General features: G+C 41.3%; 21 protein-coding genes and 1 riboswitch. Of the genes, 1 reads left to right on the top strand and 20 read right to left on the bottom strand.

Translation table 11 applies throughout. The annotated features are described in order from the left end of the window. Window positions 1-7: 7 nt before the first annotated feature. Window positions 8-107: riboswitch (TPP riboswitch) on the bottom strand. 115 nt (window positions 108-222) lie between these two features. Beyond that, entirely contained in the window at window positions 223-1,194 is a 972-nt protein-coding gene (locus ACKRAT_RS12050; protein WP_411842625.1) for a LysM peptidoglycan-binding domain-containing protein, read from the bottom strand. A gap of 517 nt (window positions 1,195-1,711) precedes the next feature. Beyond that, window positions 1,712-2,320: a single-stranded DNA-binding protein gene (locus ACKRAT_RS12055; RefSeq protein ID WP_411842626.1), complete on the bottom strand. Its 609-nt coding sequence runs from the start codon at window positions 2,318-2,320 to the stop codon at window positions 1,712-1,714. Window positions 2,321-2,511: 191 nt separating this feature from the next. Here ACKRAT_RS12055 and ACKRAT_RS12060 point away from each other — a divergent pair, with 191 nt between their 5' ends. Continuing rightward, on the top strand, window positions 2,512-2,937 hold the full coding sequence (locus ACKRAT_RS12060) for a YwpF family protein (RefSeq protein ID WP_411842627.1): 426 nt from the start codon (window positions 2,512-2,514) through the stop codon (window positions 2,935-2,937). Here ACKRAT_RS12060 and fabZ read toward each other — a convergent pair. The 18 genes from fabZ to rpiB form a co-directional block, all read right to left on the bottom strand. Further along, window positions 2,934-3,380 carry a 3-hydroxyacyl-ACP dehydratase FabZ gene (gene fabZ / locus ACKRAT_RS12065; RefSeq protein ID WP_411842628.1) on the bottom strand — a complete coding sequence of 149 codons (447 nt, stop codon included), beginning with the start codon at window positions 3,378-3,380 and terminating at the stop codon, window positions 2,934-2,936. The genes ACKRAT_RS12060 and fabZ overlap by 4 nt on opposite strands. A gap of 7 nt (window positions 3,381-3,387) precedes the next feature. Further along, window positions 3,388-3,576: a DNA-directed RNA polymerase subunit beta gene (locus ACKRAT_RS12070; RefSeq protein ID WP_411842629.1), complete on the bottom strand. Its 189-nt coding sequence runs from the start codon at window positions 3,574-3,576 to the stop codon at window positions 3,388-3,390. 12 nt (window positions 3,577-3,588) lie between these two features. After that, window positions 3,589-4,884 (bottom strand): UDP-N-acetylglucosamine 1-carboxyvinyltransferase, encoded by a 1,296-nt coding sequence (murA, locus tag ACKRAT_RS12075; protein ID WP_411842630.1) that lies wholly within the window; start codon window positions 4,882-4,884, stop codon window positions 3,589-3,591. Between the two features lie 83 nt (window positions 4,885-4,967). Then, window positions 4,968-5,198, bottom strand: coding sequence for a DUF1146 family protein (locus tag ACKRAT_RS12080; RefSeq protein ID WP_411842631.1), 231 nt, complete (start codon window positions 5,196-5,198; stop codon window positions 4,968-4,970). A gap of 42 nt (window positions 5,199-5,240) precedes the next feature. Next, window positions 5,241-5,651 (bottom strand): F0F1 ATP synthase subunit epsilon, encoded by a 411-nt coding sequence (locus ACKRAT_RS12085; protein WP_411842632.1) that lies wholly within the window; start codon window positions 5,649-5,651, stop codon window positions 5,241-5,243. 18 nt (window positions 5,652-5,669) lie between these two features. After that, window positions 5,670-7,082, bottom strand: coding sequence for a F0F1 ATP synthase subunit beta (gene atpD / locus ACKRAT_RS12090; protein ID WP_411842633.1), 1,413 nt, complete (start codon window positions 7,080-7,082; stop codon window positions 5,670-5,672). A 25-nt stretch (window positions 7,083-7,107) separates the two neighbouring features. Further along, entirely contained in the window at window positions 7,108-7,983 is an 876-nt protein-coding gene (atpG, locus tag ACKRAT_RS12095) for an ATP synthase F1 subunit gamma (RefSeq protein WP_411842634.1), read from the bottom strand. A 32-nt stretch (window positions 7,984-8,015) separates the two neighbouring features. Further along, entirely contained in the window at window positions 8,016-9,524 is a 1,509-nt protein-coding gene (atpA, locus tag ACKRAT_RS12100; protein WP_411842635.1) for a F0F1 ATP synthase subunit alpha, read from the bottom strand. A gap of 17 nt (window positions 9,525-9,541) precedes the next feature. Further along, complete coding sequence (atpH, locus tag ACKRAT_RS12105; RefSeq protein WP_411842636.1) at window positions 9,542-10,084, bottom strand: ATP synthase F1 subunit delta; 543 nt, start codon at window positions 10,082-10,084, stop codon at window positions 9,542-9,544. Further along, window positions 10,084-10,599: a F0F1 ATP synthase subunit B gene (locus tag ACKRAT_RS12110; RefSeq protein WP_411842637.1), complete on the bottom strand. Its 516-nt coding sequence runs from the start codon at window positions 10,597-10,599 to the stop codon at window positions 10,084-10,086. Before ACKRAT_RS12110 ends, atpH begins: the two co-directional genes overlap by 1 nt. Window positions 10,600-10,699: 100 nt before the next feature. Further along, window positions 10,700-10,915, bottom strand: coding sequence for a F0F1 ATP synthase subunit C (atpE, locus tag ACKRAT_RS12115; protein ID WP_046791568.1), 216 nt, complete (start codon window positions 10,913-10,915; stop codon window positions 10,700-10,702). 54 nt (window positions 10,916-10,969) lie between these two features. Beyond that, window positions 10,970-11,707 carry a F0F1 ATP synthase subunit A gene (gene atpB / locus ACKRAT_RS12120; protein ID WP_411842638.1) on the bottom strand — a complete coding sequence of 246 codons (738 nt, stop codon included), beginning with the start codon at window positions 11,705-11,707 and terminating at the stop codon, window positions 10,970-10,972. Between the two features lie 13 nt (window positions 11,708-11,720). Then, the gene (locus ACKRAT_RS12125; protein WP_411842639.1) at window positions 11,721-12,074 is read right to left on the bottom strand and encodes a hypothetical protein; all 354 of its coding nucleotides are present in this window, start codon (window positions 12,072-12,074) and stop codon (window positions 11,721-11,723) included. A gap of 150 nt (window positions 12,075-12,224) precedes the next feature. Then, a complete protein-coding gene (wecB, locus tag ACKRAT_RS12130) occupies window positions 12,225-13,358 on the bottom strand; it encodes a non-hydrolyzing UDP-N-acetylglucosamine 2-epimerase (protein WP_411842640.1) in 1,134 nt (377 codons plus the stop codon). Between the two features lie 20 nt (window positions 13,359-13,378). Beyond that, a complete protein-coding gene (upp, locus tag ACKRAT_RS12135) occupies window positions 13,379-14,008 on the bottom strand; it encodes a uracil phosphoribosyltransferase (protein ID WP_411842641.1) in 630 nt (209 codons plus the stop codon). Between the two features lie 61 nt (window positions 14,009-14,069). Beyond that, the gene (glyA, locus tag ACKRAT_RS12140) at window positions 14,070-15,305 is read right to left on the bottom strand and encodes a serine hydroxymethyltransferase (RefSeq protein WP_411842642.1); all 1,236 of its coding nucleotides are present in this window, start codon (window positions 15,303-15,305) and stop codon (window positions 14,070-14,072) included. 31 nt (window positions 15,306-15,336) lie between these two features. Beyond that, window positions 15,337-15,882: a TIGR01440 family protein gene (locus ACKRAT_RS12145; protein WP_411842643.1), complete on the bottom strand. Its 546-nt coding sequence runs from the start codon at window positions 15,880-15,882 to the stop codon at window positions 15,337-15,339. Then, window positions 15,851-16,279, bottom strand: a complete 429-nt coding sequence (rpiB, locus tag ACKRAT_RS12150; protein ID WP_411842644.1) for a ribose 5-phosphate isomerase B — start codon at window positions 16,277-16,279, stop codon at window positions 15,851-15,853. Before rpiB ends, ACKRAT_RS12145 begins: the two co-directional genes overlap by 32 nt. Window positions 16,280-16,287 lie beyond the last annotated feature (8 nt).

Here is a 16,287-nt window from a genome sequence, read left to right on the forward strand (position 1 = left end):
AAAGATATGCCTGACCAACCCACTTTCCTACGCTGGTATTACCCAGATCAGGTCCGAGGGATCAGTCAAACGACTGTCTCAGCAAAAAAGCACCCCTAGTGGTATTGCTATTTGATTAATTCCAATGTTAATAAACTAATTCGTCTATGTCAAACACAATGAAAAATGCCAGGCGTATTCGCCTGGCATTTGGATAGATTAGATTATATTAAATCAGTAGTATTACAGTCTAGAACCACATACAGGCCAAGGTTGGGAACCTCTGTCCTGATAAAGGATCTGAGCTCTTTTAGTTTGTTCTGCTGCAGAAGCTTGGGATGGCAGTCCGCTGCCGCCTACAGATTTCCAAGTTTGAACATCAAATTGGTAAAGACCATGATAAAGTCCGTTTGAACTTACAACACCAGCGTTTCCACCTGATTCACACTGTGCAAGTGCTCCCCAGTTTTGTCCACTGTTGCTGCTTGTTGAAGTAGACTGGTTTTGAGTTTTAGCTTGCTGCTTTTGCTCTTGTTGCTTTTGCTCTTGTGCTGCTGCTCTTTCTTGAGCCGCTTGCTCTTGTGCTGCTTGCTCTTGTGCTGCTTGCTCTTGTGCTGCTTGTTCAGCCGCTGCTTGCTCTTGTGCTGCTGCTTCAGCCGCTGCTTGCTCTTGAGCCGCTTGCTCTTGTGCTGCTTGTTCAGCTGCAGCTTGTTCTTGAGCCGCTTGCTCTTGTGCTGCTGCTTCATTGTTAGATTGTTGTTGTGGAGCAGGTTGAGCTGCTTCTTCTTCGACTTGTGGAGTTTCTACTACTGATGCTTGTTCTACGTTGTCACCAGAAACAGTAAGTGTTTTACCTGCAAAGATAAGATCAGATGAAAGGTTATTCCAAGCTTTAAGATCAGAAACTGTTACATCAAATTTTTGAGCGATTTCAAATAGAGTATCGCCTGCTTCAATTTTGTAAAGCCCCTCTTCAGCCGTTTCAGTCTTTTCTTCAGCTTTTTCTTCACCATTGATTTCAATTACTTGTCCAGGAACGATGATGTCTGAAGTAAGACTGTTTCCAGATTTAATCGCTTCAACTGAAGTATTATTTTCTTGAGCAAGACCCCATATAGTATCACCCTTATCTACTGTATGGCTTGCTGCTTCCGCACTATATGCTAAAGTTCCTGATACAGCAATCGCTGCACCTACTGATAATACTTTTTTCATAATATTATTTTCCTCCCGTATAATCCCTGGATTATTTTTTATTAGATTAAGTTTTTCTCTGTGTTAATCAACTAGGTAATACTATATCAGATAAAAATATTACGTAGGTTACAGGAATATAAAATGTAAAGCTCTCTTTTACATTTATGTTACAGGAACATTTCTGGCGAGTATGTATTATTGCAATGCGTTACATTTTAAGTGTTATTATATTCAAAAAGATACTTTTAACTCTTGAATAATCACATATAAAATTAGTTTAATCATTGGTATGCCAGCATTCCTGTAAATTTATCATTATTATTGCTACAAATTTAAAAATTTATTTATTTTCTGACATCCGTAACAAAAAATAATTCCACGTAATAAAGAAATTATTAATATATACTGTAAAACTTAAAAAACCACACAAAAACGCCTTGCAGAAAGCTTTTTCGCAGCATTATGCTTTCTGCAGGGCAGGTGAGTAGTGTGTGAGTGTAGAATTTTAAAGATTGAGTGGTGAATAAATCCTCATCTATGCAAGGGCTTTTTCTTCTTCCGTTTTTTCATCATGCTTAGTGTCTTCAGATTTAATAACTGATTCTGTTTCTTGTTTAGCCTCATTAATATCTAATGCGGGTGCTGTTCTATTCATGATTTTTTCAAGAGCTTCCAAATGCTTATCCGGTTTACCGGAAGTCTGCTGTTCTTTTTCGTCTATGCTTAATGTATGGACAGCCTTTTGTCCCACAACATTATGTTGATCGTAATATCGTACTGCATCGCCAATCATTTTCGAAGGGTTGCCGAGATTTTTTTGGTCAGCCATTTTCTGTGGCATTGGTTTGACACTCTCAGCCCAGATTTCCATTCCGTATTCTTTTTCGCCATTCGGTTTTATATGAGATGTTGAAGCAATCTGCCCACTTACACATAAAATCTCACCTTCTCTGGCTTGAGAAAGTATTTTAGGTATAGCCTTCCCAAAAGCTTTGCAATATATGAAGTGAATTTCTTTTTCCTTTCTCTCATCTTTAGGCACACGAATTGTCGCGATTATAAAAGAATTGATACTTCCATTAGAAGTTGTCGACAGAGTAACATTCTTAACAAGTTCTCCGACCAGCAGAACTTTGTTCATCATAATTTCACCCCCTTCCTGTATACAAGATAAAGGGGCCTTAAATTTTCTGCAAACAACGGATATTTGATTTTATCTGTGATTTCTATACAATTAAACTGTATCTGCAATAAATTCTATATATAGTAGAAGTTTATCGTGCAATTATATATATTCTGCTATTTTAAGTTTTGTAATTTGAGAGGGGTACTTAAATGAAGTCTTTTAAAATCATCGAAATTAAGATTGAACACGAAAGTAACTTTATCATTCTGGATCTTATTGATGGGATAATCATCAACAAGGAGACAAGCGAAGATCCCTGGCTGATAGAAGTCACCACCTCCCCTGACTTTAAAGATATACTTGAAGAATTCGTTGATAAAGAAGTGGATTTACTTGTTACCATTACCAGACCGACGAATGAACCGGCCAGATTTAAAGGGGTATTTAACGAGATGAATGAAATTGATGAGGCTGTTTCATTAATTTTCAGCGGAGATATTATTGTGCAGAACCCTTACTATGCAGAAGACTTGCTCTCCCAGCTTATTGATGAAGGATTTGAAGGAGAAGAACTGCTTAATGAGTTTAAGGCAATGATGGAATCGAAAACAGAACTAAAAACATCCGATGATTAATTATCATCGGATGTTTCTGTATCTTGTATAGCAAATGTGATTTCGCATTTACAGGCAATCTCACCATCAACCGTGGCGACTGCTTCACCCTTGCCAATCGGACCTCGGATTTTAGTGATTTCTACCGTTAACTCCAGAGCATCTCCGGGTGTGACTTGCTTTTTAAACTTACATTTATCAATCCCGGCAAAGAAAGCTAATTTGCCCTTGAATTTTTCTTCCTGCAATAATGCCACAGCACCGACCTGTGCCAGTGCTTCAACAATAAGAACTCCCGGCATAACAGCATATCCAGGGAAATGACCCGGGAAAAATGGTTCGTTCCCGGAAACCTGTTTAATACCTGTACATTTAACTCCCGGTTCGATATCCGTCACTCTATCTATAAGAAGAAACGGAGGACGATGCGGGATGATTGCTTTAATTTGGTCATAAGTCAGCATTTATTTATCATTCCTTGGTCAGATTGATGATGTGTTCCCATGTTTCCAGACGAAAAACTTCTATTGGATTATCCAGTATTCCAAAGCCGATCATCAGTCCTACAAAGAAAACTATGACAGCAATATAAATAAATAAAAGAATCCGTACAATTAATGGAAATCTACGGTGGACTAGTTTTTTCGATTGTTCCGCCATATTCATACCTCTTTACTTCGAAGTTACCACATTTTCCTGTGCAGAATTATCACCTGTCCGTTCGATGTCTGCTCCAAGCTTTTCAAGCTTTCTATGGAAGTCGACATATCCACGATCCAAGTGCTTAAGTTCAGTAACTACAGTATAACCTTCTGCTGCTAAACCTGCAAGAATCAGTGCAGCTGCTGATCTTAAATCTGTCGCCTTCACTCTGGCACCTTGCAGCTTCTTCACACCTTTAATCATTGCATGATTTTCTTGCAGATCAATATCCGCATTCATACTTGCAAACTCGTCCACATGCATGAATCTGTTTTCAAAGATTGTTTCAGTAATTATACTCACACCATCAACTGTTGTGAGCAACGCCATCATTTGGCTTTGCATATCGGTTGGAAAACCTGGATGAGGCAGGGTCTTTACCTGAGTCGGTTTTAAGTGTTCCGACGGAATTATCCTAACACTGTCCACGCCTTCTGGGACAATACGTACACCAACTTCTTCGAGTTTTGAAACCAGGGCCGTTAAATGATCAGTCATTACGTTTTCAAGTACAATTTCGCTCCTGGTGATAGCACCCGCTATCATAAACGTACCTGCTTCAATACGGTCGGGGATTACTGTATGTTCAGTACCTTCCAGGTTCTCAACACCTTCAATAGTAATATGCCCTGTGCCGGCACCTCTGACATTGCCGCCCATTGCATTAATATAATTCGCCAGGTCTTCAATTTCAGGTTCACGGGCCACATTTTCCAAATATGTCGTGCCCTCTGCCAGGCTTGCTGCCATCATCAGATTTTGTGTGGCGCCAACACTTGGAAAATCCAAATAAATTTTGGCACCTTGAAGACGACCTTCTGCCGTCCCCTCGAAACTGCCATCTATCGTCCTGAACGTAACACCCATTTTTTCGAGGCCTTTAATATGCTGCTCAACCGGTCTGGAACCAATCGCACAACCTCCCGGCATTGCTACATTACAATAACCATGTCTGGCAAGTAATGGTCCCATGACAAGCATACTTGCGCGCATTTTATTCACTAAATCAAATGGTGCATTACAATCCAGTTTGCCCGTGGCATCGATTTGGACGGAACCATTGGAACGTTCAACATCTGCTCCAATGTGTTTTAGCAATGCACCTAAATTATCCACATCGGATAAAAGCGGTACATTATGTAACTTTGAAACGCCACTTTCAGATAATAATGATGCTATCATTATTGGCAATACGGCATTTTTTGATCCTTCTATCTTCACGGAACCAGACAGTCTGTTTCCACCTTTTACAATTATAGACTCCATATCTCTCACTCCATATTTGAACTCATATTCTCACAATACATTATTCACTATTTTAAAGTTGTCTAAACATGTTTGTAAAGCAATTAGTTAAACATTAATGATGCTTCCTGGACCAGTCTGAAGAAATCCATAATGAAATTGCTTAACGCACTGCCTAAAAGAATGGCAATCAATATGAAAAAAATCCGGATACGGCCTACATCATCTTTTCTGAACCAGCTATCTACATTAAGAGAACCTATTACCCAAAATGCAAAAATAACACAAAAAATATGGAGAACTATATGTATAAAAGCAAGCTGTGAAAATAACATTTTTACCACCTTAAAAAAAACCCAGGCTGACGCCCGGGTGATTTATGAACTATGTTTAGCTACATCTATTCTGTTTATTGCCCGTTGTAATGCAAGTTCAGCGCGGAACTTATCAATTTTCTCATCACGTTCCTGCTGTAGAAGTGCTTCCGCACGTTCTTTTGCAGCCGTTGCCCGTTCAGTATCAATATCGTCTGCAAACTCTCCAGCCTGAACGAGTACACTCACTTTTTCAGGACGGATTTCTACGAAGCCGTCTGTCACTGCAAAATACTCGAAGCGTCCGTCAACTTTCACACGAAGGCCTCCGATTTTGAGTGCAGCTACTGTCGGGACGTGGCCGGCCATAACACCGAGCTCACCCTGTTTGGTCTGGAGTATTATAATTTCACAGTCCTCTTTGTAATAAACAGAACCGTTAGGTGTTACTACATCCAGTGCAATTTTATTCATTTGCTAACCCTCCCGATTTTAAACTTCTACACCCATCTCACGTGCTTTATCAAGCACATCTGAAATACCTCCGACAAGACGGAATGCATCTTCTGGGATATGGTCGTATTTACCTGCAAGAATTTCTTTAAAATCTTCTACAGTTTGAGTAACCGGTACGTATGATCCTTTTTGTCCTGTAAACTGCTCAGCAACGTGGAAGTTCTGAGACAGGAAGAACTGGATACGGCGTGCACGGTTAACTGTTCTCTTATCATCATCAGAAAGTTCATCCATACCGAGGATCGCGATGATATCCTGAAGCTCACGATACTTTTGAATCGTTGCCTGAACTTCACGTGCAACTTCATAGTGCTCTTCTCCTACAACTGCCGGAGAAAGTGCACGGGAAGTGGATGCCAGTGGATCCACTGCCGGGTAGATACCCATCTCGGAAAGACTTCTTTCAAGGTTCGTAGTCGCATCCAAGTGTGCGAAAGTCTGTGCAGGAGCCGGGTCAGTATAGTCATCGGCAGGTACGAATACCGCTTGGATGGAAGTAACTGAACCAACGTTTGTTGACGTGATACGCTCCTGAAGCTGACCCATCTCTGTAGCGAGTGTCGGCTGATAACCAACGGCTGAAGGCATGCGTCCAAGTAACGCAGAAACCTCAGAACCTGCCTGTGTAAAGCGGAAGATGTTATCGATGAACAGAAGTACATCCTGCCCTTCTTCATCACGGAAGTATTCTGCCATTGTAAGCCCGGTAAGTGCTACACGCATACGTGCACCCGGCGGCTCGTTCATCTGACCGAAAACCATCGCAGTCTTCTCTATAACTCCGGATTCTTTCATTTCATAATAAAGGTCGTTACCTTCACGAGTACGCTCTCCAACACCGGCGAATACTGAAATACCACCGTGCTCCTGAGCGATGTTGTTGATCAGTTCCTGGATAAGAACTGTTTTACCTACACCGGCACCACCGAATAGTCCGATTTTACCACCTTTTGTATAAGGAGCGAGCAGGTCAACAACTTTAATACCTGTTTCCAAAATTTCTACTTCTGTTTGCAGTTTATCAAAATCAGGGGCCTGACGGTGAATTGGATCTCTTCTTACAGATTCAGGAACTGCTTCCTCGAGATCAATATGTTCACCTAGTACGTTGAAAACACGACCAAGTGTTTCCTGACCTACCGGTACAGAAATAGGCTGGCCTGTATTCGTTACTTCAGCACCACGCTGTAATCCATCAGTTGAACTCATCGCAATTGTTTTTACAACGTTATCTCCTAGATGGAGTGCGACTTCAAGAGCCACGGGAATAGTTTCGCCATCTTTTTCGATGTCGACAAAAAGTGCGTTATTTAATTCAGGAAGTTCTCCTTCGCTGAATCTAACGTCAACTACCGGTCCCATGACTTGAATTACTTGACCTAAAGCCATTAGATTTCCTCCTAGTCATTCTTGTTTATTCTTGTGCTGATGCGCCGCCCACAATTTCTGTTATTTCCTGAGTGATTGCCGCTTGTCTAGCACGGTTATATTGCAATGTTAGATCATCAACCAATTCTTTTGCGTTATCTGTTGCAGCCTGCATGGCTGTCATACGCATAGAATGCTCACTTGCTTTAGCATCAAGCAGTGCACCATATATTAAGCTTTCAGCATATTGCGGAAGAATCGTTTCAAGGATTGATTCCTTGTCCGGTTCGAATTCATATGTTGAAAGACTTGAAGCTTGTGATTGATTTGAAATATCGCTGTCTGATAATGGTAATACTTTTCGCATGTCAACTTCCTGCTGCAGAACAGAAATAAATCGATTATATACGATATAAAGTTCGTCAAATTCTTCGCTGGCAAATGCACTTACCGCCTGCTGTGCAATTTCTTTTACACTGCCGAAGTCAGGCTGGTCCGCCAGTCCCGTACGGGAATTCGTAACAGGATAATTACGGTTTTCCAGGAATTCCAGACCCAGGTTTCCAATTACAAACAGATCATAGGAATCAGGATTGTTGTTGTGACGTTCACTAATTTCGTTAGTCACTGCTTTTAATACATTGCTGTTATAAGGTCCTGCTAGACCGCTGTCCGCTGTAATTACAATGTATCCTGTACGCTTGACCGGTCGTTCCTCGAGCATCGGGTGGGAACTTGTAGTGTCGCCGGATGCGATGGCCTGTACCGCCTCCTGGATCTTGTCCATGTACGGCTGGAATCTTTTAGAGTTCTCTTCTGCTCTCTTAAGCTTTGAGTTCGCAACCATCTGCATAGCACGAGTGATCTGACTCATCTTTTTAGTAGATCCGATACGACCTTTTATTTCTTTTATTGAAGCCATGAATTCACCACCTTAATAATTATCCAACTTCACTATTTGGAAGGATTGAATAGTTTCTTGAAGCTGTTTATCGCGCTCACATATGCTTCGTCATCAGGAAGCTGTTTAGTTTCACGGATTCCATCCAATACCTCTGCATTGTTGGAGTCCAGCCAGCTGAGGAATTCATCTTCAAAACGAGTGATGTCTTCGACAGGGATATCATCCAGATGTCCGTTTACAAGTGCATACAGGATTACTACCTGGCGTTCAACTTTCATAGGCTTGTTCTCACCCTGTTTAAGCACTTCAACAGTACGCTGGCCACGTGCAAGTTTTGCTGCGGTTGCTTCATCCAGATCGGAACCGAACTGCGCAAATGATTCAAGCTCACGGAATGCTGCCAAGTCAAGACGCAGTGTACCCGCAACTTTTTTCATCGCTTTGATCTGTGCAGAACCACCAACACGTGATACTGACAGACCCGCGTTGATCGCAGGTCTTACACCTGAGAAGAATAAGTCGGACTGCAGGAAGATCTGGCCATCCGTGATGGAGATAACGTTTGTAGGTACGAAAGCACTGATATCTCCGGCCTGTGTTTCGATGAACGGAAGTGCAGTGATAGAACCGCCGCCAAGCTCATCGTTAAGTTTCGCTGCACGTTCGAGCAAACGGCTGTGCAGATAGAATACGTCACCCGGGTATGCTTCACGACCTGGCGGACGACGGAGAAGAAGTGAGAGTTCACGGTATGCAGCAGCCTGTTTAGTCAGGTCGTCATATACTATAAGTACATGCTTGCCGTTGAACATGAATTCTTCTGCCATGGATACACCAGCATATGGTGCAATATAAAGCATCGGTGCAGGCAATGAAGCACCTGCTGAAACTACGATTGTGTAGTCAAGCGCACCATTTTTACGCAGTGTTTCCACTGTAGAACGAACAGTGGATTCTTTCTGTCCGATTGCTACGTATACGCAGATCATATCCTGATCTTTCTGGTTTAAAATTGTATCGATTGCAACTGTCGTTTTACCAGTCTGACGGTCACCGATAATAAGTTCACGCTGTCCACGGCCGATTGGCACAAGGGCATCGATCGCTTTAATACCTGTTTGCAGTGGTTCATCAACAGATTTACGGTCCATTACACCAGTTGCCGGACTTTCAATCGGTCTTGTTTTTGTTGTACCAAGTGGTCCTTTACCATCAATCGGCTGACCTAATGGGTTTACAACGCGCCCGATGAGTTCTTCACCTACAGGGACTTCCATGATACGCCCTGTACGTTTTACTTCATCGCCTTCTTTGATATCATCATACGGTCCTAGAATTACGATACCGATGTTGTTTTCTTCGAGGTTCTGAGCCAATCCCAGAACTCCGCTTGGAAATTCAAGCAATTCTCCAGCCATTGCATCATTAAGACCATGAGCAAGTGCGATACCGTCACCAACCTGGATAACTGTACCCACATCAGATACTTTCATATCTGCTTCATAATTCTCAATTTGGCTTTTAAGGAGAGCGCTTATTTCGTCAGCTTTAATTGCCATCAAATATCACTCCTTAGTTAGCTAATAGTCCGTTCTTTGAATTGATTCTTTAAATCAGCAAGCTGTCCATTTATGGAACCATCATAAACTTTAGTTCCGATAAAGACTTTGATGCCGCCGATCAATTTTTCATTTACTTTATTCTCAATGAGCAGTTTGGATAGACCAGTCTTTTCAATAAATACTTTTCCGATAGAATTGATTTCTTCATCAGAAAGTTCATACACTGATTCGATTACGACATGCTCCTGATTATAATGTGCGTTATATGCTTCAATGAAGTTTGTATAAACCGCTTCGATTTTAGATAACAGGTTTCTGTCCGCCAGGATTAAAAGCAGATTATGCAGTGGTTTCGCAACATTTTTAAATGCCTGTTCCACCGTTTCTTTGCGTTTTTCCTTGGCGATTTTCGGATTGCTCATGAACTCAGAGAAGCTGGACACTTCTCTGACTGCCTTTATCACTTCATCAAAATCAGCTTTCACTTCATCGATTTGACCATTTTCGGCGACACTATTGAAAAGCGCCTGGGAATATTTTCGTACTGATCTTGCCATTATTTATCCCCTGCTTCCTGCAAGTACCTTGAAACCAAGTCTTTTTGATCCTCTTGATTGATTTCTTTGGAAATCATTTTCTCTGCAATCAGGACGGAGATCTCCGACACCTGACTGTTGATATCACGGATTGCTTTTTCTTTTTCTCTTTCGATGTCAGTTTTAGCGTCTTCCATCATTTGATTTGCACGCGTATTTGCATCGTGAATAATAGCTTCTTGCTCTTTCTTAGCCTGCTGTTTGGCGTTATCCATCATAGATGAGATTTCAGCCTGTGTATCTTTTAGGACAGCTTCATTCTCTTCTTGAAGACGTACTGCTTCAGCTTTACGCTGTTCTGCATCATCAATCTCGGAATGAATCAGCTGTTCTCTTTCATCCATTACTTTTTTAAGTGGTTTCCACACAAAGTATGAAAGTACTCCCAGAAGGACTAAGAAAGATACTAACTGTACCAAACTACTTCCAATGGCTGTCGGAATTGTATCCACAGCTCCTAAAATAAGAAATTCCACGTATGTACACTCCTTTCACGAGAGTTTCATTCTTTATTCATAGTCGACATAATAAGAGGGCGAAATCTTTGATAGAAGACTTCGCCAAATGTAACGATTCTTAGAACATGAACATAAGCATGAATGAAATAACAATCGCGATGATCGGAACGGCCTCAACTACACCAATACCAATGAACATGATTGTCATAAGTGGACCACGAGCTTCCGGCTGACGTGAAACCCCTTCAACTGTTTTAGAAACGATAAGACCGATACCAACACTTGCGCCCAATGCTGCAAGTCCTGCTGCAATACCTACTGCGAGTAAGTTCATCATAAGAAATAGTTCCTCCTAATATTTTTTGAAAAGTATTTTGTAAATTATATATTAATGATCATCGCTAACTTTGTGGGATAGGTAGACCATTGATAACATAACAAAGATAAATGCTTGAATTGCACCGATGTAGATCGAGAAACCTTGCCAGATCATCATCGGGATAAATCCGCCTGCTAGTCCTAAAACCCCTCCGGTCGTCATTACCATAACCAGTAATGCTAGAAGAATCTCACCGGCATAAATATTACCGTAAAGACGCAGACCAAGAGTTAAATTGTATGTGAATTCTTCGATGAATTTAAAAGGTGCCATAAACCAGACAGGTTGTACGTACGATTTAAAGTAAGCTTTTGTACCTCGCATTTTAATACCATAATAATGCGTCAAGACTATCATCACACTTGCCAGTGTTAATGTAACAGCAGGGTCGGCTGTCGGTGATTTCCACCACAGTGTGTGCTCTTCATCAGGCGCTACAAAAGCGAAAGGCAGCCCCACGAAGTTCGAAACGCCTATGTAAAAAATCAGTGTCAGGGCCAAGAAGTGAAATCTTCCACCTTGCTTCCAGGCCATATTGCCTGAAATTATACCTTTAACGAAGTTCATCAGTACTTCCATAAGTACCTGGCTTTTACCTGTTGGTCTCACCGCAATGTTCCTGGTCATAAAGAATGCAATCAGAAACACTATTAATGATGAAATGATTATCATCAAAACTGTTGACAGGTTAAATGTTACAGGCAGACCAAAAACATCTGTTGTCCATAACGGAGTTCCATGTTCCATTTTCTCACCTCTTTCACTTCGTTAATTCTTTAACCGCACGGAAAATCATCATGATATAGCTGAGCATCAAGCCCCCTGCTATACCGAAAATACTGAAGATATCAGGGAATCGCACCCAGAATAGACATGTAACTATCACAATCAGTAACCGGGCAACTGTGCCAGTTCTAATTTTACCTGCCTCATTATCATAAGCTTTTTCCAAATTATAATACCAATTTAACAGCAGAAAAATAGACGCAATGGTACCCAGAGCAAATCCAGCTGCAATAGATGATTTGGTAAATAAATGGATGAGTAGGCTTAATGCTAGAGGAAAAAACAAGAACTTCAGGAAATGTTTGTAAAATCGTCTGAAAAATGGCACTTTTAACACTGTCTCCTAGTGTGTTTTACGGTTATATCTGGAAACCGTTACATTACTCTTGTAATGATATAGGAGTGTATTTTTTATGTCAATAATATGTATGAAAATATTTGTAATGACAGTGTTCCCGACATATTATTGACATACTTTTCACACTCTGAAACTTTCCGGTTTTTCTTCTAATAATTCATAATAATATTTTATATTTTCACAAATGCGTTTAGATGCCTGTCCATCACCATATGGGTTTGATGCTGCTGCCATTTTTTCATATAAAGCGTCATCAGTAAGCAACTCTCTCGTCAGATTGAAAATATTCTCTTTTTTAATGCCTGCCAGTTTCAGTGTGCCTGCTTCCACACCTTCCGGACGTTCTGTTGTATCTCTAAGCACGAGCACTGGTTTACCAAGAGATGGTGCTTCCTCCTGCACTCCGCCGGAATCTGTTAAAATGATGTGGCTTTTAGCCGCAAAGTTGTGGAAATCAAATACATCCAGCGGTTCGATGATTTCAATACGGTCATGATCAGATAAATACTTGGATGCAATTTCACGGACTTTAGGATTTTTGTGAATTGGATAGACAACTGTAACATCGTCAAACTCTTCAACTATTTCCCTTACCGCACTAAAGATATTTTCCATTGGCATACCGATATTTTCACGTCTGTGTGCAGTGAGTAAGATAACTTTGTTATCTTTATGTTTTTCAATAATTTCACTTTCATATTCTTCATTCACTGTTGTTTTAAGTGCATCGATTGCGGTATTGCCGGTAACAGAGATATAGGTTTCATCTTTATTTTCTTTAAGTAGGTTTGCTTTTGATTGTTCGGTTGGAGAGAAATGAAGATCCGCAAGAACTCCGGTCATTTGACGGTTCATCTCTTCAGGGAATGGTGAATATTTGTTATTTGTTCTCAGTCCTGCTTCAACATGTCCGATATCCACTTCATTATAAAAAGCTGCAAGACTTCCGGCAAAAGTGGTTGTCGTATCACCATGGACAAGAACCATATTCGGTTCAGCCTCTTTGATTACAGTCTCCAATCCTTCGATCACTCTGCCTGTCACTTCAGAAAGTGTTTGTCCCTGTTTCATGATATTGAGGTCAAAATCAGGTGTTATTCCAAAGATGTCTAAAACCTGGTCCAGCATTTCTCTATGTTGAGCTGTTACAACTACGACAGGCTCCAGTTCCGGATCTTTCTTAAGTTCCAGTACAAGCGGAGCCATTTTAATGGCTTCAGGACGTGTACCAAAAATTGTCATGATTTTCTTCATTCTTCTTCTCCTTGTTGTTTCTATTTTGTTCCGAAGAGTCTATCTCCAGCATCCCCAAGACCCGGGACAATATAACTTTTATCATTCAGCTTTTCATCCAGTGCGGCGATATAGATATCCACATCAGGATGTGCTTCTTTTAATACTTCCACACCTTCAGGAGCTGCAATTAAACAGATGAATCTGATTTTAGTAGCGCCGCGTTTTTTTACTGCGGTGATTGCCTCTACTGCAGAAGCCCCGGTCGCGAGCATTGGATCGATGACAAAAATGTCCCGCTCTTCAATGTCTCCCGGGAATTTAGCATAATATTCAATCGCTTCTAATGTCTCGGGATCACGATATAATCCAATATGACCTACACGTGCGGAAGGAATCAGCTTAAGTATTCCTTCCTGCATTCCGAGCCCGGCACGGAGTATCGGAACAATCCCCAATTTTTTACCGCTTAATCTTTTTGCCGTCGTTTTTTGAACCGGCGTATCTACTTCAACATCTTCTAAAGATAAGTCACGCGTAACTTCGTATGCCATCAGCATACCGACTTCATCGACCAGCTCTCTGAACTCTTTCGTAGACGTCTTCTCATCACGGATGTAACTCATCTTGTGTTGAATCAACGGGTGATGCATTACTTGCACTTTGGACATAGTGTCCCTCCTGTCTTCTTAACTATGCCGGAATAAGATATTCTTATCCCGGCATCATTTTTTATTTGTATAGTGGATATTTTGCAGTTAACTCTGACACTCTGTCTTTAAGTGTAATATACTCTTCACCATTTTTCACAGCAGAGAGTACTTCTGCAATAAGGTCCGCCACTTCTCTCATATCCTCTTCATTGAATCCACGAGTCGTCATAGCAGGTGTCCCTAAACGGATACCGCTTGTAACAAATGGTGATTCTTTATCAAATGGGATTGTGTTTTTATTACATGTAATGCCGATTTCATCAAGCGCTTCCTCCGCCTGTTTTCCAGTAAGCCCGAAACTCTTTACATCAACAAGCAGAAGATGCGTATCTGTTCCGCCCGAAACAACGCGAAGTCCTTTTTCAGTCAGTCTTTCAGCAAGTGTCTTAGCATTTTTAATGACTTGTTCCTGGTAAACTTTGAACTCAGGATTCAATGCTTCAGCAAATGCGACAGCTTTTGCTGCGATAACATGCATGAGTGGTCCGCCCTGGATTCCCGGGAAGATATTTTTATCCACTTTTTTAGCATGTTCATCCGTAGTAAGAATCAGACCGCCACGTGGACCTCTCAATGTTTTATGTGTAGTGGATGTAACGAAATCTGCGTAAGGCACCGGATTTGGATGAAGGCCGGCAGCAACCAGACCTGCGATATGTGCCATATCAACCATTAGGTAGGCACCGACTTCATCAGCGATTTCACGGAACTTCTTGAAATCAATCGCCGTCGAGTAAGCACTCGCTCCTGCAACAATCATTTTAGGCTGGTGTTCTTTTGCCGCGGCGAGAACATCATCATAGTCAATCTGCTCGTCATCTTCTTTTACACCATAATCAACGAAGTTAAAGAGTTTACCACTGAAATTGACCGCACTGCCGTGAGTCAAGTGTCCTCCGTGGTTCAAGTTCATACCGAGTACTGTATCCCCCGGCTCAAGCACTGAAAAATAAACAGCCATGTTCGCCTGTGAACCGGAATGCGGCTGCACATTGGCATGATCTGCACCAAAAAGTTCTTTTGCACGTTCGCGTGCGAGGTCTTCGACTACATCCACATGTTCACAGCCGCCATAGTAGCGTTTATGCGGATAGCCTTCTGCATACTTGTTTGTCAATGTTGAACCTTGTGCTTCGAAAACAGCTTTTGATACAAAGTTCTCCGATGCGATCAATTCAATATTGTTATTCTGACGATCAAACTCTGCTTCCATTGCTTCAAAAAGTTTTGGGTCTTGTGACTCGATATGTGACATGTTCTCTCTCCTTGATATATATTATATATTATTAATAGTGAGCACGGGGGCCACCAATTAATTTCGGTCTGGAAAATGCTACTGTTACATTCGCTCTGCCTACTGTCTTCTGCTCAGTTCTGAGCGGAACTACAACATGACGTAAATGCATACCAATCAATGTTTGTCCAATATCAATGCCGCGATTTGCCTTAATATGTTCGACAACCACCGGCTGCTCAAGGTGTTTATAAGCATATTCACTCAAACTGCCTCCGGCCCCGCGGTGCGGCACTACATTTACAACTTCATAACCATACTTTTTGGCAATCTTATGTTCCATAGTAACTGCACGGTTGATGTGCTCGCAACCTTGAAACATAAGATTGATATCAAATTTTTTTGAAATCTCGTCAAAAGCTTCAAATATCAATTCAGCGACATCAATCGAACTTTGTTTACCAATATGATGGCCGAGAACTTCAGATGTTGAACATCCAATGACTAAGTCTTCGCCCTGGGCGAAGAAATCTGCGTCTGTAAGGTTCTCAATCAAAGTGTCGATATCATTCTTCAATCTTGCAAACTCTTCGTTCATGTCTGCCACCTTCATATTCAGTATTTAGCCAAATATCTACAATATCATTTGCCAGCCCCGAGCCGATGACTCTTTCTCCCATAGACAGCATATTCGAATTGTTATGCTGTCGTGTCGCTCTTGCCGAGAAGCTATCATGTACTAACGCGCAACGAATCCCTTTTACCTTATTGGCTGTAATACTCATTCCAATCCCTGTACCACAAACCAGGATCCCACGATCAAATTCACCATCGGCAACTTTTTGGGCTACAGGTTTAGCGTAATCCGGGTAGTCTACGGAATCATTCGAATCCGGGCCAAAATCTGTAACATCCATGCCCTTTTTCTTCAATTCTTCAACGACTGTCCTTTTGAGGTTTACACCACCATGATCTGAAGCTATGACTATTTTCATAATTCCAC

Source organism: Salinicoccus sp. HZC-1 (assembly GCF_046736035.1).
Taxonomy (GTDB): domain Bacteria; phylum Bacillota; class Bacilli; order Staphylococcales; family Salinicoccaceae; genus Salinicoccus.